19 protein-coding genes are annotated in these 21,304 nt (G+C 40.0%); 5 read left to right on the top strand and 14 right to left on the bottom strand.

The genetic code is table 11. The annotated features are described in order from the left end of the window. Positions 1–3: 3 nt before the first annotated feature. The 4 genes from BLS16_RS15715 to BLS16_RS15700 all read right to left on the bottom strand — a co-directional run bounded on the left by BLS16_RS15715 (position 4) and on the right by BLS16_RS15700 (position 5,627). The gene (locus BLS16_RS15715) at positions 4–1,704 is read right to left on the bottom strand and encodes a LytS/YhcK type 5TM receptor domain-containing protein (RefSeq protein WP_092334628.1); all 1,701 of its coding nucleotides are present in this window, start codon (positions 1,702–1,704) and stop codon (positions 4–6) included. Positions 1,705–2,091: 387 nt separating this feature from the next. Further along, entirely contained in the window at positions 2,092–2,280 is a 189-nt protein-coding gene (locus BLS16_RS15710; RefSeq protein WP_014903965.1) for a ferredoxin, read from the bottom strand. Positions 2,281–2,461: 181 nt separating this feature from the next. Then, the gene (locus BLS16_RS15705; protein ID WP_092334627.1) at positions 2,462–4,879 is read right to left on the bottom strand and encodes a cyclic nucleotide-binding domain-containing protein; all 2,418 of its coding nucleotides are present in this window, start codon (positions 4,877–4,879) and stop codon (positions 2,462–2,464) included. Between the two features lie 256 nt (positions 4,880–5,135). Further along, positions 5,136–5,627: a rubrerythrin family protein gene (locus BLS16_RS15700; RefSeq protein ID WP_092334626.1), complete on the bottom strand. Its 492-nt coding sequence runs from the start codon at positions 5,625–5,627 to the stop codon at positions 5,136–5,138. Positions 5,628–5,866: 239 nt separating this feature from the next. Between BLS16_RS15700 and BLS16_RS15695 the strand changes: the two genes are divergently transcribed. Beyond that, a complete protein-coding gene (locus BLS16_RS15695) occupies positions 5,867–6,715 on the top strand; it encodes a patatin-like phospholipase family protein (RefSeq protein ID WP_092334625.1) in 849 nt (282 codons plus the stop codon). A 96-nt stretch (positions 6,716–6,811) separates the two neighbouring features. On the opposite strand, the gene BLS16_RS23725 is transcribed toward BLS16_RS15695, so the two are convergent. Beyond that, complete coding sequence (locus BLS16_RS23725; RefSeq protein ID WP_176786192.1) at positions 6,812–6,967, bottom strand: hypothetical protein; 156 nt, start codon at positions 6,965–6,967, stop codon at positions 6,812–6,814. A 702-nt stretch (positions 6,968–7,669) separates the two neighbouring features. Continuing rightward, positions 7,670–8,038: a VOC family protein gene (locus BLS16_RS15690; RefSeq protein WP_092334624.1), complete on the bottom strand. Its 369-nt coding sequence runs from the start codon at positions 8,036–8,038 to the stop codon at positions 7,670–7,672. A gap of 110 nt (positions 8,039–8,148) precedes the next feature. On the opposite strand from BLS16_RS15690, the gene BLS16_RS15685 reads away from it, so the two are divergent. After that, positions 8,149–8,844: an MBL fold metallo-hydrolase gene (locus BLS16_RS15685; protein ID WP_092334623.1), complete on the top strand. Its 696-nt coding sequence runs from the start codon at positions 8,149–8,151 to the stop codon at positions 8,842–8,844. An 82-nt stretch (positions 8,845–8,926) separates the two neighbouring features. Here the strand turns inward: BLS16_RS15685 and BLS16_RS15680 are convergent, their stop codons facing one another. After that, positions 8,927–9,280 carry a cupin domain-containing protein gene (locus BLS16_RS15680; protein WP_092334622.1) on the bottom strand — a complete coding sequence of 118 codons (354 nt, stop codon included), beginning with the start codon at positions 9,278–9,280 and terminating at the stop codon, positions 8,927–8,929. Positions 9,281–9,451: 171 nt separating this feature from the next. Here BLS16_RS15680 and BLS16_RS15675 point away from each other — a divergent pair, with 171 nt between their 5' ends. After that, positions 9,452–10,681: an aminopeptidase gene (locus BLS16_RS15675; RefSeq protein WP_092334621.1), complete on the top strand. Its 1,230-nt coding sequence runs from the start codon at positions 9,452–9,454 to the stop codon at positions 10,679–10,681. A 175-nt stretch (positions 10,682–10,856) separates the two neighbouring features. Here BLS16_RS15675 and BLS16_RS15670 read toward each other — a convergent pair whose 3' ends face one another. Then, positions 10,857–11,081, bottom strand: coding sequence for a hypothetical protein (locus BLS16_RS15670; RefSeq protein ID WP_092334620.1), 225 nt, complete (start codon positions 11,079–11,081; stop codon positions 10,857–10,859). Between the two features lie 293 nt (positions 11,082–11,374). Between BLS16_RS15670 and BLS16_RS15665 the strand changes: the two genes are divergently transcribed. Next, the gene (locus BLS16_RS15665) at positions 11,375–11,932 is read left to right on the top strand and encodes a helix-turn-helix domain-containing protein (RefSeq protein ID WP_092334619.1); all 558 of its coding nucleotides are present in this window, start codon (positions 11,375–11,377) and stop codon (positions 11,930–11,932) included. A gap of 129 nt (positions 11,933–12,061) precedes the next feature. On the opposite strand, the gene BLS16_RS15660 is transcribed toward BLS16_RS15665, so the two are convergent. After that, positions 12,062–15,079: a hypothetical protein gene (locus BLS16_RS15660; RefSeq protein WP_092334618.1), complete on the bottom strand. Its 3,018-nt coding sequence runs from the start codon at positions 15,077–15,079 to the stop codon at positions 12,062–12,064. Between the two features lie 469 nt (positions 15,080–15,548). Beyond that, entirely contained in the window at positions 15,549–15,788 is a 240-nt protein-coding gene (locus BLS16_RS15655; protein ID WP_242876311.1) for a hypothetical protein, read from the bottom strand. A gap of 267 nt (positions 15,789–16,055) precedes the next feature. Between BLS16_RS15655 and BLS16_RS15650 the strand changes: the two genes are divergently transcribed. Further along, complete coding sequence (locus BLS16_RS15650; RefSeq protein WP_242876310.1) at positions 16,056–17,417, top strand: MDR family MFS transporter; 1,362 nt, start codon at positions 16,056–16,058, stop codon at positions 17,415–17,417. 559 nt (positions 17,418–17,976) lie between these two features. Here the strand turns inward: BLS16_RS15650 and BLS16_RS15645 are convergent. From BLS16_RS15645 to BLS16_RS15630, 4 genes are all read right to left on the bottom strand, one after another. Further along, complete coding sequence (locus tag BLS16_RS15645; RefSeq protein ID WP_092334616.1) at positions 17,977–18,534, bottom strand: DUF2284 domain-containing protein; 558 nt, start codon at positions 18,532–18,534, stop codon at positions 17,977–17,979. 101 nt (positions 18,535–18,635) lie between these two features. After that, the gene (locus BLS16_RS15640; protein WP_034601186.1) at positions 18,636–19,613 is read right to left on the bottom strand and encodes a uroporphyrinogen decarboxylase family protein; all 978 of its coding nucleotides are present in this window, start codon (positions 19,611–19,613) and stop codon (positions 18,636–18,638) included. A 54-nt stretch (positions 19,614–19,667) separates the two neighbouring features. Beyond that, positions 19,668–20,300, bottom strand: coding sequence for a corrinoid protein (locus tag BLS16_RS15635; protein WP_092334615.1), 633 nt, complete (start codon positions 20,298–20,300; stop codon positions 19,668–19,670). Between the two features lie 19 nt (positions 20,301–20,319). Further along, positions 20,320–21,129, bottom strand: coding sequence for a methyltetrahydrofolate cobalamin methyltransferase (locus BLS16_RS15630; protein WP_092334614.1), 810 nt, complete (start codon positions 21,127–21,129; stop codon positions 20,320–20,322). Positions 21,130–21,304 lie beyond the last annotated feature (175 nt).

The following is a 21,304-nucleotide window of genomic DNA, read 5'->3' as shown; positions in this document are numbered from 1 at the left end:
CCCTTAAGCTATTTCAAAATGAGGCTTTTCTGGAATTCTTAAAGTTACCACAGTTCCTCGTCCAAAAACACTTGTAATCATAAAATCTGCTTGTCCATGGTAAGCATATTTTAATCTTTGCTCAACATTTTTTAGACCTATACCCAACCCTTTACTTTGAACCGTTTCCCCAGAGTGTAAAAGTTTCAGTTTTTCGTTTGGTATTCCTACTCCGTTGTCCGTGATTTTAAGGAGCAAAAATCCTTTTTCTTGTTCAGCCGAGACTATAATCTGCCCCCCTGAGTTAAGTGGATATATTCCATGTTTAATGGCGTTTTCTATTAGCGGTTGAAGCGTCAGCCCTGGAATCTGCCAGTTTAGCACCTCTTCAGAGATTTCTTCAATAACATTTAACCGATCTGAAAAACGCGCTTGCTCAATGGCTAAATAGGCACGTATGTGATCACATTCTTCTCGCAATGAAACAAAACGATCGCCACTTTGCAAATTTTTTCTAAAAAAGTCCCCTAGTTCTAATAATAGATCTCTTGCTCTTCTGGGATTCGTTCGGCAAAAAGAAACAATCGTATTAATAGCATTAAAAAGAAAGTGTGGATTGATTTGAGCCTGCAGAGCCTTCAGTTCTGCCTTACTAACTAAACTTGCCCTAGTTTCCAAAGCAGCCAGTTCTAATTGAGTCGAAAATAGCTGTCCTAACCCTGCAGCGAATTCACGGTCAACTTTCGTTAAACTCCGTTTCCCCTGCCTATATATTTTAAGTGTCCCTACTACAGTTTTCTCAAAGCGTAAAGGTACAATTAAGGCGGATCCTAAACAACATGAATTATCTGAGCAGCCAATTTCTTCTTTATTCACTGCTAACTTTATCTCCCCGGTGCTAATTGCCTCGATGGTCGCCTTTGTTTGGAGCTCTAATCCAGCTGTGTGATGATCTGACCCTTTACCTACATGAGCTAAAACTCTCTGATCGCTTGTAATGGCTACTGCTGCAAAATCGGCACGTTTGAAAATTATTTCGCATACTTTTTCCGCGGTCTCTTCACTCAAGCCCAGGCGTAAGATAGGCAATGTTAGATTAGCGATATATAAAGCCTTTTGTGCCTGCAGAGCACCAATTCGCTCTTCTTCCAAAATCGAATTTTGAGCTATTCCATAAAAAATTGCAATTCCTATTCCATTCATAATTATCATGGGGGGGCCCATAGTTTTAACAACGTCCCAACCATCTGGTGCTGGTAAGGTTGCCAAAATCATTAACATCTCTAAAATCTCTGATCCAAAACCGATTAAGACAGTCTGTTTCCAACTCAAAAGTTTGCTCGAGGAATTTTTCGCTAAAAGTCCAGCTATTAAGCCATTAATAATGGTCGCGATAGCACAGCTTAAAGATGTAGCCCCACCTAAAAAATATCGATGGGTTCCTGCAATGATACCTGAACCTAAACCAATAACCGGACCACCCAAAAGTCCTCCGGCAACTACTCCCACAACTCTAGAATTTGCTAGAGCACCTTTCGTTGGCAGACTCATATAGGTTCCTACTATCCCAATAATTCCGAATATCAGAATAAGAATGATTCTTTCTCGTGTATTGATCATCCCTCGCATAGTTTTCTTAAATAAAGGAGTAAGACTTAATAGATAAGCAATAGTTACTAAAAAGCTCGTGTCTAGTGCCATCTGCTTAAATAGAGTAATATTCATGTCTAGAGCTCCTCAATTTAATAATTATATAAACCAATAGAATTAAACAGCAATTTACTTTAATCTTATAGAAAAATAATTATATTTCAAGCTCATAACCTAAGTAAAATAAGGAAATTTTAATGTTGTTAATTTCTTATTGTTTTCTTTTTTTTAGTTTTTTGTGTAATGTTATATTTTTCTTGTTATTTGACTTTTCTTATTTGTATTTATTATTTAACTTTGCACCAATTACGTTAATAAATCTTGTCTCAGGACAGTTAATATAAAAAACCCGACAAAAAACAAGCGGTGATCTACAAAGCGTAGATCACCGCAACTTAGACATTAGAACTTAACAATTAGTTGATAGCGCCATTCATTGGTTATATCTTAACTAACAACTTTTTATGTCAGAGATATACAATGGGCTGGGCAGCCTTCGACAGCTTCTTTGCAAGATTCTTCGAACTCAGCGGGGACAGGGTTAGTATATGCAACTGCTAAACCATCATCCTCCATTTTAAAAACCTCGGGGCAGAATGCAGGGCAAGATTCGCATCCAATGCATTCATCTTTGTTAACTTCAGCAATCATAATACTTACCTCCTCAAAATAATCCTTCAAAACCATCCATTTCCAATAAGAGTTTATCATAAGAAGCATTGGATAGAAAGTGTATTATTTAACAGGTAGCCTAGTGTATGAGCCCTCACAGAAGCAAATCCCCTGAATGCACAATCAATCTTAGTATTGCTCTATATATCTTACCGGTCTATTAAGTGGTTGATTGACTTGAGCGCTTTATCTTTGTACGCAACAGCACTAATGCAATGGTTATCCCTGTTAAAACCAAACCAAAAACACTGACAATGCTATAGGCTAAAAATGCGGCTGAAATATTGTACATCTCTAAGCCCGCTTGGGTCTTATAGACAACCGCGAAAAAAAGAGAACGAATACCCGGAATATAAGCCACTTGATAAATAATATGGCCAGCAAGGACTAAAGGAGTTAAGGCGAAAATCAGCTTGACACGCAAGGATGCTGACTTTGTCTTAAAGGGTTTAGCTATTATCCACGCAACAATTCCACCAATGAATCCGGATCCCCAATAAAATAATGTAAACCAAGCCTTCCAGGCATCGGATAATTCCTTTGTTTGAAACGCTCCAAAGTAGTTTAGCGGTACTAAAATCCCCAGCATTACTCCGATAAAGACCACAAATCCTTGGTTAACGCGAACTAAATGCCATACCTCGCGGCCTACTAATCTCAAATTCACTTGAACAGAACCATTTGGACAATTCCTCACACAATTAAAGCAAAGTTTGCAATCCAGATTATTATCTAAATAAGGAAGGTGTTGGGACATTGGGCAACCAGAAACACTTTTAGTCCCTACATAACACTCAAATGTTGTACACTTATTCAGGCAAACTGAAGTATCCGCGCGAACCTCTAACATTGCACCTACTGAAGCAGTTCCGATGAATCCTCCCAAAGGACAAAAGTGTCTACACCACGTATGGCGTGGAAAAAGAATTGCTATAAAGATCGCACAAGCTTGGATTGATATTAATAAAATTGCTGTATAACCGGGATTAAAACGCATGTCAGTAATAACTTCAACCCAAAAGATTGTGAGAAACAAAATACTGAATATGAGGTAATCGTACTTTATGATCACCTGAGGTATCGGATGGTTCTTATGAATTCTTCTCTGCACAAAATCCATAATGGTCGAAAAGGGACAAACCGTACACCATAATCTACCTAAAAAGGGAGAAATCAGAGCCAAGGCCGGCCACCATAACCCCCAGACCAAAGCAAAGACTTTTGTGGAGACAGCAACTTCAGGCCTAAATAGCAATAGTAAGACCAACGCTATAAACATAGTTGCCACTGATCTCCTTAGCCAACCAATAAGACTCCCTTTCATAAGCAATCCTTTCAATGTTGGCCATCCTAAAAGATTAATCGTATGCCCATTTTGTTCAGCAGTTGGGCCGAAGAAAATTTGCTCTAACCCGATAACATCTTGTTCAGAAATATGAAAGGATCTTTCAATAACTTGAATTAATTCAGAGACATTACCTTGTTGGTAATGGTGGGACAGCAGCAATTGAGTCGCTTCCTGACTGAGGACAGGGACATTTCTCTGGTTTTTTTTAGCAAGTTTCTCTAGAAATCCTTGGGCTAATATTGGAATATCACGTTTGCGTTTCCGAAGAGGAGCGATTTCGTAGGTGTGGGCAAAGCACTTTCTTAACTCAGGAATTATAACTCTGTCTAAATCATCGGGTTCCGAGTTCAGACTGCCAATAACAATGCATTTGTTTTTCTGGAAGTTGATGGCTTGAGCGAGTTTAAGCTGGGTATGGGGTGAAAGGAGATTTATTTCCCTTATGAATAAGGTTCCACCTTCTGCAATATCAAAAAGATTTGAATTATAAATGGAAGAAGGATTCTCTTGGTTGTCAGATTCAAGGATTAAATCTCTCCACTGTTGATCAAAGCGTCGTCCATCCACTACTACGAATGGGGCCTCTGTCAAAGCCTGGCGCTGATGAATGTACCAAGCCATCATCTGGCGACCGGTTCCTCGTTCACCTGTCAGAAGTATATGTCCTTTGGCTTGGGAGAATTCTTCCAGCTTTCTTTCTATCTCAGCCGTTGTACGGGGACCTCCCCAAAGTCCATAAAATTTATCTTTATATTGGGTGAGCTGCAAAGCAGAGCGCAGTACTTCTTTATACTTTGCTTCAGATAAGATAAGGTTTGCCTCATTTAAATTTTGAGTCAATTTACCTATAAACCTTTGATACAACCATGGCCAGCGCAAAAGCATACGGGCAAAACCCTCTGCATCCAACATAAGAACTGAACATTCTTCTTGACAAAGAATTGTTGTGGCCGCAGGCTTTCCATCAAGCAACGAAAATTCTCCAAAGCTACCTCCTGACTCAATGGATCTGACTCGCCTTACACGTTGTCCTTCTTTTCTGATCATAACATCGACTTTTCCCTTAATCAGAATGTAAAAAGAATGTTCTGCTTGACCCTGTTTAATGATCTCAGCGCCGACACCATAATTTTCCCATTGAAAGTCAAAAGCGAGCTCTGCTAACTCAGTTGATGATAAATCTGAAAGCAGCTCAATTTTTGATAGACTATAAGCTTTATCATCAATCATAGGCCCTCCAATATTATTTTTTCTCCTCTTAACCCAAAATCTATCAAGGTTGATTATTAGCTGTTTAATTATCTGACAACCTTATTTTAATTACCCCAAGAATACTTAGAATATTTAATATATTCTTTTAAAACTATAGCTTAAGAGATTATTCCTGGCAAGTCACACTTTTTCCCAATCATACACAAAAACCCTTACCATTGATAGGTAAGGATTTTTGTTTCTCACATTTTTTATGAATTATGAAATAAATTAATTAATACTCTATAAATTTCGACCCTGAAGCACCACAAATTGGACATTTCTCAGGAACAACCTTCTCAATGTTCCCGCAAATTGGACAAAGATAATAATACACTTCTTCTTCCTGATCCAAATTGTCTTTTGCTTCTTGATAAAGTCTAGCGTGAACCTCTTCAGCTTTTAAAGCATATGTAAAAGTTCTTATTGCAGCTTGATTACCCTCTTCTTGAGCCACTTTCAAAAACTCTGGATACATGCTTTGGTATTCATGATTTTCACCTGCCACTGCGTCATTTAGATTTTCAGCAGTTTCTTTAATTTTTTCTGCAACCTCGAAATGCTTTTGAGCATGTATCGCTTCAGCATCTGAAGCGGCTTTAAAAAGCTTCGCCGCGTTCTTTTTACCTTCTGCTTCAGCTTTCTTTGCGTAGGCAAGATACTTTCGATTAGCCTGTGATTCTCCTGCAAAAGCCTCCATCAAATTGTCTAAAGTTTTTCCGTTCATAAAGTTTCCCTCCTAAATTGGTTTTAATTAAGTCAGTATGCCCAATTTTTAAGGTTTCTTAATAATTAAAGATACCCACTGACTGCTTTAAGTTTAATACCTATAATATACCATAACTACTAACTAATACATAATTAGTGCATTTAGTCTTAATTGAATGTTAAAAGTTGCCATGTTATAGTTATTCTAGTTAAGTGCTTATCTTTATTAGTAGAGATAACAAATGGTGGGGTGATCCAATGAAAAATGTAGGACTTGTACTTGAAGGCGGAGGCATGAGAGGGCTATACACCTGCGGTGTATTAGAGTATTTTATGGAAAACAATTTATATTTTCCATATGTCATAGGTGTATCAGCAGGAGCTTGCAATGCTGCCTCATATATTTCTCGGCAACAGAAAAGAAATGAAAAGGTTATCATTGGCTTCGTTAAGGACTGGCGGTACATGAGTCTAAGAAATCTATTTCTAAGTAAATCTTACTTTGGTATGGACTTTATTTTTGATGAAATTCCCAATAAGCATGTTCCCTTTGACTTTAAAGCATTTTATGAATATCCAGGTGATTTTTTAGTGGGGGCAACTGATTGTCAAACTGGTAAGCCAATATATCTTAATAAAGATGATTTAGGCGATCAATTCCAGGCTCTAAGGGCGTCTGCTTCTCTGCCAATGATATCACCTATCATCAACTATAAGGGACTTGAACTCTTAGATGGTGGAATTTCCGATGCCATTCCTCTCAAAAAATCCATTGCAGACGGAAACCTCAAGAATATAGTTGTTTTAACCAGAAATAAAGGCTATAAAAAGCAGCCCGGAAGATTTAATGCTCTGCTCAAACTAAAATATCGAAATTACCCTCAATTAATCGAAACCATGTTAAACCGGTATAAGAATTACAATGAAACCTTAGATTATATTGATCACCTTGAAAACATAGGACAAGTTATTGTCATAAGGCCATCGAAAGAATTAGAAGTTGACCGCTTAGAAAAAGATCCTCAAAAACTTCAAAGACTACTTCAACAAGGGTATGAAGATACTAAACGCTCTTATGAACGTATTATTAAATTTGTTCGGCAATAGAATTCCAGACAGAAGTATGTATTAATTAAAAAACACCCTTGGAAATACTCGGACTTCGCAAGGGTGTCTAATTTGATCGGTAAAAGATTCTCTCGATTACTTTTCTGTTCTTGCTCTTTGGTCTTTTTTTGTCTGCCCTAAACGTTCAATCTTAGGTTCATAATCCTGTTTTTTCAGCTCTTGAAAATGCTCATCCATCTCAGGAAATTTATCTGCTAAATTCTCTCTTCTTGATTCATTCTTATGAGTCATGTTTTGTAACCTCCTTTTAATTTCAACTTAAAATACCTTTACAGTATTTCCTTAATTACAGGAATGATGTTTGGATTATTTATGAAATCTTTCATGCATAATTAAAAGCTCAACAGGCCATAATACGATCATAAGGGTACGTAATGGTTGAGCCAAGATTTATATATGCTCTTAGTCGGGTGTATATGGGTCGGCCAAAGATTATATTCAGGTGGTAAAACGCTTGTATATAGTCGGAGGGAAGATCTTTTGGGGTAGGAAAAGGGCTTTATGTCAGTCTTTTTTGATTGTTTTAAGGTTCTCACTTATTCTAGCGGGTCGAGCTAAGATTTTACCGGGTGTTGAGTTTCTTACTCAGTCATATGTCGCATGATATATGCATGTGTAAGGATTCGGTTATATTCAGCCGAGAGGTTGTCTATAGCTGAGTAGATATCTTGTAAGGTCGAACGAATCATGAGTATGGGTGGTAACCTGCTTGATTATGGTCGGAAGATCCTAGTTAGGTAATCAGCGATCTCTACTGGTGTTAGGTAGATCATTACGTGCTCTTATATATTACAGCCGCTACGAAGCGGCTTTTTATTATATTTGCTAATAACTCGAGTGATTTACCAGATTATAATGATTGCAAAAACAGGTTCTTTCTTACAGAGTAAGAAAGAACCTGTTATCAAATTAAATACGCATTTTTGATCATCATTATCGTGTAGGGAGAATTTCTAGCCAGTAATTATCCGGATCATTAATGAAGTATATACCCATTTCTCGGTTCTCGTAACAGATACAACCCATTCTCTTATGATGCTCATACGCTGCTTCAAAATCGTCGACTCTAAAAGCAATGTGAAATTCATTTTCTCCTAAGTCATAGGCTTCAGTTCGATCTCTCAGCCAAGTCAATTCCAAGCTATGCTGTGTAACACCATCTCCTAAATAAACTAGGATAAACTCTCCCTCAGCCTGGACATGCCTCTTAACCTCAATTAAGCCTAGTGCTTCCTTATAAAAATCAAGACTCTTTTCAAGGTTCAAAACATTAATGTTGTTATGCTCAAATCGAAATTTCATAATTATTTACCCTCCCTCATTAACGATTGGATTATCATATTTGGAAAATACTTCTGCAAGTTTAATAATAGAGTTTATAATTATTGTATAATTAGATCGGGGTGATAACAATGACTAATTCAATGAGAATCAAATATTTGTATCACAGTGGTTTTTTAGTAGAAACGAATACAAATCTACTCATATTTGATTATTATCAAGGTTCGGTCGATAGTCTATTAAAAGAAAGTCCTAATAAGAATATTTTCATCTTTTCCTCACATAGTCATCCTGACCATTACAATCCAATAATACTAGAATGGCATAAATGCAGACCCAACATTCAATATATCCTCAGCAATGACATCAATGTCCCTCAACAAAATATAAATGTAAATTTCATAGCACCCTACCAGACTCTTAAAATAGGCAACTTAAGTATCAAGGCTTATAATTCAACGGACCTAGGTGTAGCCTTCCTTGTCCAAGATGAGGAAATACGATACTTTCATGCCGGAGATTTAAACTGGTGGTATTGGATTGACAGCCCTGAGGAAATGATGAAAGCTGAAAAGAACTTTAAAGAAGAAATTCAAAAAATCAAAGGGGAAGCGATTGATGTGGCTTTTTTCCCTGTTGATCCAAGACTTGAACTAAACTATAGTGCAGGAGCCGAGTACTTCATTCAAGAACTTTCCCCCCGAATTTTTATCCCAATGCACTTTGCCGACAGCCCTGACATTGTCACGAAGTTTGAAGCCAAGATGAAGGATAGTCCCAGTAGAATTGTAAAGTTCTCTCAAAAAGGTCAAGAGTTAATACTCTAGTCACTATTTATATGGGAGGCATTCCGAATAGAATAACCGCCGGCTAAGCTGGCGGTTATTACTAAGGATTTTTATGTTATTTCTAGTCAAATAAAATTAAAGCCATAACCTCTAAATCCACTGACCCAGTATTTTCAATTGAATGTTTTTCTCCGTTTTTTGTAATAATTACATCACCAGGTTTAACCGACTTGTGCTCTCCGTTGTCATCGACCATACCTTCACCACTTAGAACAACATAAGTTTCAAAATCACCTACGTGTTCATGAAGACCGATGGAGGTTCCAGGTTTCAACACATTTTTAGCAAATAGCCGACCTTTACCTTTAAACTCATCTTTTTCCGTTTCAAGAAAGTGTGTCATTTGAATTTCGCCTTTGCCCCCGCGGAAGTTAGATACTGAATCTGTTCTTAACTCTTCAAAATGTTTAATCATATCAGTACTCCTTCATAGTTAAATTAATTAAGATTATAGCATAAATTGTGAACTAAGGTTAAATATCTTGATTCTCTCAAAAGATAAACTTAAGCCTGTTTGTCTTTCTCGAAATGTCCATGGTATAATTTTTCCAAGTTTGGGATTTATATTAATTAAAAGGAGTAAGCTATGAATAAAAATTCATTAGAGAAATATGCTCAACTTATTGTTAAAACCGGTTTAAACCTCCAAGAAAATCAAACTCTTGTTATTTCTGCTCCTATTGAATGTGCACTCTTTACACGAATAGTCGCAGAAAAAGCTTACCTAGAAGGCGCACGAGATGTTGTCATCCAATGGCGAGATGAATTATTTTCAAAGATCCGCTATCTCCATGCTCCAGAAGAGATTTTCGAGGAATTTCCAGAGTGGCAAAAGGAATTTTACCTTTCTTATGTACACCAAGGAGCCGCTTTCTTAAGTATAGCAGCTTCAGACCCTGAGTTGATGAAGGACGTTAACCCCGAAAGAATAACCAAGGCGCAAAAAGCAAGCAACATTGCCCTCAAGGATTATCGAGATCGGCTTATGAGCAATCAAAACACCTGGTGCGTTGTTTCAATACCAACAGAAGCTTGGGCCGAGAAGGTCTTTCCACACCTTTCTGCAGAAGAGTCGATGGAAAAACTATGGGAAGTTATTTTTCAAACGGTACGAGTCGATACTGAAAACCCTATTCTCTCTTGGCAAGAACATACAACTAACCTTAAAGCAAGAATGGACTTTTTGAACTCTCTAACCTTAAGATCACTCCGTTACACAAATTCTTTAGGAACTAATCTAACAATCGAGCTCCCTGAAGACCATATCTGGCTCGGCGGTTCTGAGTATACCCCGGAAGGTATAGCGTTTATAGCTAACATGCCTACAGAAGAGGTATTCACCTTACCTAAAAAGACAGGTGTGAATGGCAAAGTCGTCAGTTCATTGCCTCTAAACTATAATGGAAATCTCATAGAGAACTTTTCAATGACATTTAAAAATGGCAAAATTGTAGATTTTAGTGCAGAAAAAGGTTATGAGACACTAAAGTCAATTATTGAGTCAGATGAGGGCTCTCATTTTCTCGGAGAGGTTGCTTTAGTCCCCTTTGATTCTCCTATTTCAAATTCAAAAATCTTGTTCTATAATACCCTTTTCGATGAAAATGCGTCCTGCCATTTGGCTTTAGGAAAAGCTTATCCTGTTTGTATGAAAAATAGTGAAAATCTAACTCCAGAAGACTTTACAACACTAGAAATCAACGAATCCCTGGTACACGTAGACTTTATGATCGGAACCAGGGATCTGGAAATCTTAGGAACTACTTACGACGGTAAAGAAGTCCCCATCTTCAAAAACGGTAATTTTGCCCAGTAAATTAATGTCTATGCTAAAATTCCCTTAACGCCTCACGTTCCTGCCCATAATTTTGTATCCTTTACTGAGTGCTGAAAACCTCATTGAAATTTCTCCGAGAAGCAATTTCAATGAGGTTTCTCTGAAAATAATTACTTTGCACCCTACTCTTAAGTCTATATATTCACTTCTATCGCTAGAAATAAAGAATTAACACGGGAATTGCTGCTCCCCATGCACTTGCCAATGTAGCAATACTGCCTCCGCGGCGCTTCTCCACAGAATAGCTATAGTGAGCCATGACAGTAGCTGCTACCGCTAATAGTATGTGGTTTAGAGACGGTTTCCCGCCAAACAACAAAATAATGGCACCTAATAATATTTGAGTATCCAAGAGGGCATTCGCCGTAACACTTACCATTTTATGTCCCCATACCTGTTTTCCTCTCCACTGTCCCAGTGAAGTTACAAAGGCTCTTCATAATACCATTAATAGAACCAGAGTTGTTAGAGTTTGGTGCAACCAATGAATGCTAGTACCCATTTTTTCTCCTCCTTGTTGCTACAATACTAAAAAGTTTCCTCTACTACTTGTGCTTTAGTGAAAGAAATAATATATTTGTTATAATAATATTATTGTGCTAACATGTTAACAATCTTTATTGGTGATGTCAATATTTTTTTCATCACACTAAACTCCGAGAGGATGTAATTATGTCTATTGGGCCAAAAATTAAAGCATTCCGCCAAGAATTGAATTTAACGATTCCGCAGTTGGCAGATATGACAGGACTATCAAGGGGTTTCATCAGTCAAGTAGAGAATGACAAGGTTTCCCTTTCCTTAGACAGTCTTCAAAAAATGGCTATTGCCCTAAAAGTACCTGTTAGAAATTTCTTAGCAGAGGAACCTTTTCCACCAGAACTTGTCCCAAAAAACGCCCGTCCTAAGATAAAATTCGGGAATGAACCTGAACTAGAAATTTTATCTGCACCCTTTGGCAGGCAACTACAGATTTTAATGGTAGAGTTACCTCCTGGATATCAAGCCGGTAATTGTGCACATACTCACGACGGCGAAGAGTGGATTATGGTAGTCTCTGGTAAAGTGAAGGTTATCCAAGGGGACTTTTCGGCAATTTTGGAAGAAGGAGATAGTATTCACTGGGATGGAAGTTATCCCCACCTTTGCCAAAACGCTGCAGGCGTCCCTGCGAAAGTTATTGTTGCTCTGACTCCTCCGGCCATGCTCCCACTTTCCAAAACAGAATAAGCAACTAGTCATTTCAATTGAAACAAATGATAATCTTCATAAAACATTAATACGGGGATAATTAAAGCAGCTAACCTTTTAGTTAGCTGCTTTTTTGTGCCTGCAACTCAGAAGATGCTAGAAACTTTACTATACATTTATCGATATTTTTCCTAAACGCTGAGTCTGTCTGATTCGTCTTTCCAATCTGCGAGGAAATAATAAATCTTCATTATTAAAAACCAGTACCTTCCAGCCATCCGAATTAAATTGATTAAGATCTTTTGGATGCTCTGGATCATCCAAGCAAATCAAGATATCTTCAACTTGGGCCAGAAATGTCTTGCCCATTATTCTTTTATTCCAATACACTGTCCCTTTTGGAAAGATGTTGCTTAGAACATGTCTAAGAGTATCTGCCTGCTTAGGAACTATAGAAGTGCTGGATAATTGGGAAATTTTGGAGTTAATGGATGTTAATAATGCAGGGACTTTTATATTTTCATCAGGTTGTAGGTTATTTACAACATCGAAAAGCTTATCAGTCTTACTACAAGGTTCTAGGAAATAATCCTTTGACGGAGACATGGGTTCACTCAGTCCAAAGCGTTCTATCCTATTTATTACTTCTAACTTTGTATCTATCTGAGCAAGAGCCTCCGAAAACTTCTGGGCATCCGCTTTCGCTCGGGCTTCGACTTGGGCAAGTTTCTTTGTAAGCATCTCAGCTTTCGCTCTTGCTTGGGCTTCAACCTGCGCAAGTTTATCACTAAGTGACGCAGCTGCTGCTTTTGCTTGTTCTTCCTCTTGGGCATGAGTCTCTATTTGTGCTCGTGCCTCTGCTAGCGCCTGAGCATCCGCCTCTGCTTGTTTTTCGGCCTTGGCAAGCACCTCTGCGAACTTCTGTTCATCCGCTTTCGCTTGAGCTTCGACTTGGATAAATTTCTCTGTGAGCGCTGCTACTTCAGCTTTCGCATGAGTTTTAACCTGGACAAGAGTCTCATTGAGTGCCTCAGCTTCCGCTCTTGCTTGAACTTCAACTTGGGCAAGTTTCTCACTAAGTGACGCAGCTGCTGCTTTTGCTTGTTCTTCCTCTTGGGCATGAGTCTCTATTTGTGCTCGTGCCTCCGCTAGCGCCGGGGCATCCGCCTCCGCTTGTTTTTCGGCCTTGGTAAGAGCCTCTGCTAACTTCTCTGCATCCGCTTTCGCTTGAGCTTCGACTTGGATAAATTTCTCTGTGAGTGCTGCTACTTCCGCTTTCGCTTGAGTTTTAACCTGCACAAGAGTCTCATTGAGTGCCTCAGCTTCCGCTCTTGCTTGAACTTCAACTTGGGCAAGTTTATCACTAAGTGACGCTGCTGCTGCTTTTGCTTGTTCTTCCCCTTGGGCATGAGTCTCTATTTGTGCTCGTGCCTCCGCTAGCGCCTGAGCATCCGCCTCTGCTTGTTTTTCGGCCTTGGTAAGAGCCTCTGCGAACTTCTGTTCATCCGCTTTCGCTTGAGCTTCGACTTGGATAAATTTCTCTGTGAGCGCCGCTACTTCAGCTTTCGCTTGAGTTTTAACCTGGACAAGAGTCTCATTGAGTGCCTCAGCTTCCGCTCTTGCTTGAACTTCAACTTGGGCAAGTTTCTCACTAAGTGACGCAGCTGCTGCTTTTGCTTGTTCTTCCCCTTGGGCATGAGTCTCTATTTGTGTTCGTGCCTCCGCGAGCGCCTGGGCATCCGCCTCCGCTTGTTTTTCGGCCTTGGTAAGAGCCTCTGCTAACTTCTCTGCATCCGCTTTCGCTTGAGCTTCGACTTGGATAAATTTCTCTGTGAGTGCTGCTACTTCCGCTTTCGCTTGAGTTTTAACCTGGACAAGAGTCTCATTGAGTGCCTCAGCTTCCGCTCTTGCTTGAACTTCAACTTGGGCAAGTTTATCACTAAGTGACGCAGCTGCTGCTTTTGCATGTTCTTCCCCTTGGGCACGAGTCTCTGTTTGTGCTCGTGCCTCCGCTAGCGCCTGGGCATCTTCCTCCGCTTGTTTTTCCGCCTTGGCAAGCACCTCTGCTAACTTTTTTGCATCCGCTTTCGCTTGAGCTTCGACTTGGGCAAGTTTCTCACTAAGTAACGCAGCTGCTGCTTTTGCATGTTCTTCCCCTTGGGCACGAGTCTCTGTTTGTGCTCGTGCCTCCGCTAGCGCCTGGGCATCCGCCTCCGCTTGTTTTTCCGCCTTGGCAAGCACCTCTGCTAACTTCTCTGCATCCGCTTTCGCTTGAGCTTCGACTTGGGCAAGTTTATCACTAAGTAACGCAGCTGCTGCTTTTGCATGGTCTTCCCCTTGGGCACGAGTCTCTGTTTGTGCTCGTGCCTCCGCTAGCGCCTGGGCATCCGCCTCCGCTTGTTTTTCCGCCTTGGCAAGCACCTCTGCTAACTTCTCTGCATCCGCTTTCGCTTGAGCTTCGACTTGGATAAGTCTCTCTGCAAGTGACGCTACTTCGGTTCTCGCTTGAGTTTTAACTTGGATAAGAGTCTCATTGAGTGCCTCAGCTTCCGCTCTTGCTTCAGCTTCAACCTGCGCAAGTTTCTCATTGAGTGCTGCTGCATCCAATCTTGCTTGGGCTTCAACTTGCGCGAGTGTCTCTCTAAGTGTCTCTGATTCGGATTTAGCCTTAGCTTCTGCTAGGGCATAAGCCTTAACTTGTTCTCGTGCCCCTGCTAAAGCCTGGGCATCTGCTTCCGCTTGCTTTTCCAATTTTGTTGCCATTATGTCAGTGTGGGTTATTGAAACAGCAGAATGATCCAAGCGATGAGATTGAATTTGAATATCTGTTGCATAAACTGTTTTGTTAATACTTTCTATTGACTCTTGGTTATGAATTTCAGTGGCTTTCATTATCCCCTCACGTAACATTTTTTCCATAATGTTGTGAAATTCAGGAAAGTTATTAATAACACGTACATCAGGAAGCTGTTGTTGTAGAAGTTGCTTAACACCATCCTCTAACAATTCGGATGGGAGGGTTGGAGTATTCTTTAATAATAATATAAGCTTTATAACGATCTGACATCCTCTTTGAAATTCTTCTTCTGAATCCACCCCTTTTAATATACAGACGGTAAAGATCCTCTCAATGATTTGATTAATCCACTTTCTAATTCGGGGATCATTATGAAAATAAGTCTCCAAAATCATCCACCTCCAGTTAATACCTTGTAAATAACCTATGCTTGTCACTTCGAAATAAGTACTTAGAAATTTAACCTTCAGGACAAATCTATTAAACTCTCGCAATCACAAATTGGCAATCAATCACTGTAGGTAAAAAAAAGCCAGTCATCCTAGCTGACTTGCTTCCTTAAGGAGCTTTTTTCTTGTGTCAAACACCGTGCACTTAGAGTAAAATCAAATGGTGCACCGGTGCACCATTTGGCCTCTTTCTACTCGTTGACATGACTATTACTCTGGCCTTTAGCAATTCCTGTTCAGATTCGGGATTACTTGAAAGTACTAACACTAGTACTATATAGCAATTCCTAGACTATGGTGATTCCAGTTTCATAAATGTTACGAATCATGACCTCAATTTCTGGGTCTTGGATTGATAAATCCTTAATTTCATAGTTCTCCGAGATCTGGCTAATCAATTAAGCTGCACTCACTGTGTCCATGAATTCCCTGAAGGGCTTGGCTTACTAAGATATAGCTCAACATCGAATGGAAGGTTACACTTTCTATTGACCCTTTTTCCGTGATAAAGTGCATACCAAACAAACCCCCACATGAAGAGCATCATTACATTGCCGAGAATTCTTGTCCAAGCATCAAAACGATAAGCTGCTGCCCTTTGAAAAGATTTACGAGTAAAGACTCCATACATCCTTAATTTTCCGATCATTTTCTACCTCACAACAAATTTACCGTTAGAAAATTTGAGGATTCTTAACCATTGGTCATGAATGACTAATCAGCCTATTAGCACTAAATCTATAATCAGTCGGTTGTTCTTCGTAACTAAGGGTCTGAACTTAAGTACAGATATTTACTGAACATCAGATTATGTTACATACATAGGAAGTGGTATAATTTCGAAAGTAATAATAATTACACTGCTAATAATTTTAGAGGAGATTATTGATTAATGGAGAAAACAACACAGCGCAAAATGGTCACAACTGCGATGCTTGTATCAATTTTACTGGTTGCTATCGATACGACTATCGTTACTACCGCTATGCCGCACATTGTTGAACAACTGGGCGGCTTGAATCTACTTAGTTGGGTTTTTGCTATTTATCTACTTACATCATCGGTAACCACTCCGATTTATGGAAAACTTGCTGATTTATTCGGCAGAAAGTCCATTTTTATCTTCGGGATAGTACTTTTTGTCATCGGTTCCATGGTTTCCGGTATGGCACAGACAATGTATCAACTAATTATATTTCGTGGATTTCAAGGTCTCGGCGCCGGTGCCGTGATGCCGCTGACCTTTACAATTATTGCCGATCTCTATCCGGGAGAAGCCCGTGCAAAAATGCAAGGCGTCTTTAGCTCAGTTTGGGGCGTTGCCGGATTGCTTGGACCTTTAATAGGCGGCCTCTTTGTTGATCACATCTCATGGCGCTGGATTTTTTATATTAACGTCCCGATTGGGATGGTGGCGATTTTCTTAGTACTTAGTTTTCTGCACGAAACACCCCTTGAAAAATCAAAAAAAATTATTGATTATTGGGGAGCAGCACTGTTTACCCTTTCTATGAGCTCACTTCTCTTCGCCTTAATTAGTGGGGGACAAGTATATGCCTGGGATTCCGTAGAGATCATCTCATTATTTACTGCCGCAGTTGCTTTTCTGACAGCCTTTCTCTATGTGGAGACTAAGACGAAGGAACCCATGCTTCCGCTATCACTCTTTAAGATACCAGTTATTGCTGTATCCAATGCTGTGGGCTTTGTGGCCAGTGGTGTATTGATTGGCGTCAATGTATATTTGCCTATCTGGATACAGACACTACTTGGCCATAGCGCCACTAGTTCCGGACTAACGCTGATGCCCATGTCATTCGCTTGGCCGCTGGCATCAACGTTGGCAGGGCAGTTTATGTACAGAATCGGCTCAAAAGCTACAGCTGTATTCGGTGCAGTGCTAATTATGGCAGGTTCAGCCTGGCTGCTACTTGTCCACACGGGTTCCCCTTATTGGTATTTCGTTGGGGTCATGGTTGTCATAGGCTTTGGGATGGGGTGCTCTTTTACTCCTTTAACCGTTCTAGTCCAGTCAGCTGTCGGTTGGAATTTACGCGGTGCGGCTACTGCCTCCAATACTTTTTCGCGATCGCTGGGACAAACGGTAGGCGTTGCTGTGTTTGGTACTGTCTTCAATAATACCATGAACCAAAGCGGTATGGCCCAAGGCTTGCACGTAGTCTTTATCTTGGTGTTCGCTATTTCAATTGCAACTTTGCTAATCAGCATTTTACTCCCATCACACCGGAGTATAATGGCTCAGCAAAATGCCGATTAAGACTAAGTAGTAAGCACGTATAGCAATTCAAGAACTCATACTTATATCCTGTTAGGAAATCTTGCTGTACTCAACTCCTATGAAATTTTCTGACCATTGCCACGACTGACTTGAGCTGTTGGCAAAATTCGTTCCCGTTCTTTGCCAGTTAGTTTTTTTCGATTTTCAGGATTAAATTTGTGACCTGACACAATGTTCACCTCCATTGAATAATTATTAAATCGATTATAATCCAGGTTTATTATGCTCTAATTGTGTTTAACTAATAATGTTATTTAAACTCATGGAGCTGCTCAAAGCGCGGCAACGATCGCCATCCAACTTAGTGGACAAGGGACAACCCATTCGGAAACTAAACACTACTTCAAAAAGCACTAGCCTCTAATATCTTAAGATTAGAGGCTAGAATCTAATTCCATTTGTTCTTAAATTGTTAGGAATAGAAACCGATTACATTCTAAATAAAAAACCCTCAATTGAGGATTAGGCATGAAGGAGGTAAAAACTCCTTTATGGAGCTCAGCCCGCAAAAATAATAGTTAGCAATTTTTCTCATAAACTAATCCTGGTTGAACAAAATAAGGCTGATGCATGAAATAGTATCTTTGCCGTTATTATAGGACATCCCACAACTCTTCTCTAAGGCCATGACATCTATCCCGTAGGCCTCGACGGAGGAAATAGCTTCTTCAGGAAAACGGCACTCCTGACTGTCAAGAAAAGCACAGCGGCTACAAAAAGTACACGGTCCAACATTCAGAGGGAGGAATTCCGTGAAAACGCCTGTTCCCTTAATATTGTCTATTACCTGTCTTAATATCTTTGTATGCTTTTCGATGCCCTCTTGCATACCTTCGTAGTCAAAAGAATCTTCGAGTTGATACACCGTCTGAAATAATAGCCCAAGTTTGAACTTTAATGCTTTCAGCTTTAACTCTTCAATGGAACCCACCGCTGGGGGACACATCCGGTTCTTATTATAACTTCCACATGAGTTTTGCTCGCATTGTTTTCTAAAGTCTTCATTAAATTGAACATCTTCCACTGCAACAATAGCTGATTGATTCACACCCAGAGACTTAAGCAAAGACATCAGATTATCTATGCCTGAGCTCATACATTCAACTCCTTTGAACTAAAGCATCGGTTTAAACATCAATTCCTTACCGGGCTGGCAACTAAGACCTCCGAAGACGTACCTCGGAGGTCTTTCGTTTTCTAGAACATTTCTTTACTCATTTTGTCAATCGCTTCACTTGCAGAGTCATATACGCCAGGGAAGGAACTAAAATTCAAACCTTGAGTTAAATTAGGAATGAAGTATAACTTCCCACAGTTTTTGCAGGCCCTCTCCACTTCTTTGGCCACGATTTCTGGTGTCCACCCCGGAAAATCAACAACGCCGCTGTCGATATCTCCCATAAAGCTGATTTGGCCCCCATATTTTTTGATCAATTCTGGTGTGTTGTTAGTTGTCATAACTCCCTGCCAGATATCAATTCCCATTTCGATCATATAGGGAACCAAGTTAGCCGCATAGGAATCGCTGTGATGAACGATCAACTCGACACCATTGGCTTTGTAAAAGGCATAGATTTTCTTATAAGCGGGCAAATAGAACTCTTCAAACATGGCCGGTGAAATGAAGGATGATTTTTGGCTGCCCCAGTCGTCATGATGGAAAAGCGCATCCGGATGGAGACGATCGATCAGGATTTTTGCATAATTTAGCTCAGCTTCCGTAAGATAATCGATAAGCTCATGCATTGCTTCCGGTTCTTCATAGAGTGCCATTAAGGCATCTTCCATACTCATCAGGTGATGACACATTTCAAAGACACCGGGGGCGACGAAAGCGGTTACAAATTGTTCATTGCGATCAATTGAATTGGCATGGGCTACAGCTGCCGCCCAAGCTTCGTCAGAATTATCAATGACCGGAGCTTTAACGTATTTTCTCCACTCAGTGATATCCTTCAAGACCTTGTGTTCATCATCATGCACCGGAAACTGGCCGAGCTGACCTTCCGGCCATCTGAAAGTAATCCCCCAACTATTCTTGAACTCTGAGCCTGGTGGACACATCAGTTGTACCGGGACTTCCAGGATAATATCCATAAATTCGTACTGATTTACAAATCGATCCGGATTTCCACCTTTGATGGTCTCCAATAAATTCTGCCTTTTCGTTAACATCCTTTTCGGCCTCCTTTAATTTAGTTCAAGCATAACCTAAGCCAATATGTCATTTCAAGCACTTACCAGTTCTTTGGCTTTTACAGCAGCACTCCCTGCATCTGGAGCGAAACCATCTGCTCCGATTGCATCCGCCATCTCCTGGCTTACAGGCGCACCGCCAACGATAACCTTGAATCCTGCTAACCCACTAGATTTCAGGGATTGAACGGTCTCTTTCATCGCCGGCAGTGTAGTTGTAAGCAGCCCCGATAATGCTACAATGGTAACACCTACATTCTCTTTAACAGCATTCAAAAACTTTTCTGCGGAAACGTCTACACCCAGATCCAGTACTTTAAATCCAGCACTTTCGATCATCATGGAAACAAGGTTTTTACCGATATCGTGAAGATCACCTTGAACTGTACCTATAACACAAGTTCCTAAAGAAGAGGTGCTCGTCCCTGTGAGAAGAGGTTTGAGTACATCGACTCCCTTGGACATAGCTTTAGCAGCCATTAGCATTTCAGGGACAAATACTTCTCCTGCCGAAAATTTGTCACCTACCACACTCATAGAGTCAATCATAGCCTGGAGAATATCTCCTGCTGCATTTCCTTCATCAATTGCTTCCTGTACTAAAGCCGGAACAAGTTTAGCCTTTCCAGCCTCTACCTTAGCCTTTACTTCAGCGATCTTTGTCATTTTCAATTCCTCCTTGAAATTATGATAATTTTTGGGGGCCAAATTTATCTTCCCTGTATGCTCCGATATATTCCATGCAGTATTCGTCCTGTCCTAAGAGTGCTTCCGTGGCATAGATCATACCCATCATATCTCTGTTTAACGGGTTAATAATCCCACTGTCCATTCCTGAGTTGATGGCCAGTACGAGGAATGCCTGGTTTACAAGCTTTCTTACAGGGAGATTATAAGAAATGTTGCTTGCTCCTCCTGTGACATGAATGTTCGGATACTGTTTTTTAATTTCTTTGATAACTTCAACAACCGTATTGATTCCGTCTTCCGAGGTACAAAGCATTTGAACTAAAGGATCAATATGCAAGCGGGAGGGATCAATGTTATATTCTTTAGCTTTTTTCATAATTCCTGCAAAAACTTCCAGACGTTTTTCTGAATCTTGGGGAATACCTGTGTCATCGCATAAGAGAGCGACACATTCCCATTTTGAATCAGCTATTAACGGAAATATAACCTCAATTTTATCTCCTTCCATGGAGACTGAATTTATAAGACCTGGCTTTTTGCAGAATTTCATAGCCTCTGCACAGATACGTACATTAGGACTGTCAATGGCAATGGGAGTATCTGTAACCTCCTGTACCAAGCCAATAAGCCACTTTATCGTTTCAAGTTCAATGCTGTTCTCCACCGAGGCACACACATCTATGAAGGCGGATCCTGCATCTGACTGAGCTTTAGCCAGATTTCGAATAAAGTCTGCATCCTTTGCAGCAATTGCCTTTGCTACGGAAGGAATTGCTCCGTTGATCTTTTCACCAATAATTATCAAAGTTCAGTCACCCCCATTTTTGAATAATCGGTTGCGTTAATCAATTACGTTCATCCAATGTTTCATGCTAAAATATTAGTAACCTTAATCCCCTTTCTTTTCCGAATAGTTGTATAGTTGTATATATGAATTAATATTCGCTTTTTTCGAACTATTACCTTTGGGCAATATGACA

It is taken from the genome of Desulfosporosinus hippei DSM 8344, assembly GCF_900100785.1.
GTDB lineage: Bacteria > Bacillota > Desulfitobacteriia > Desulfitobacteriales > Desulfitobacteriaceae > Desulfosporosinus > Desulfosporosinus hippei.
This window is presented reverse-complemented; position numbering and strand designations above follow the sequence as displayed.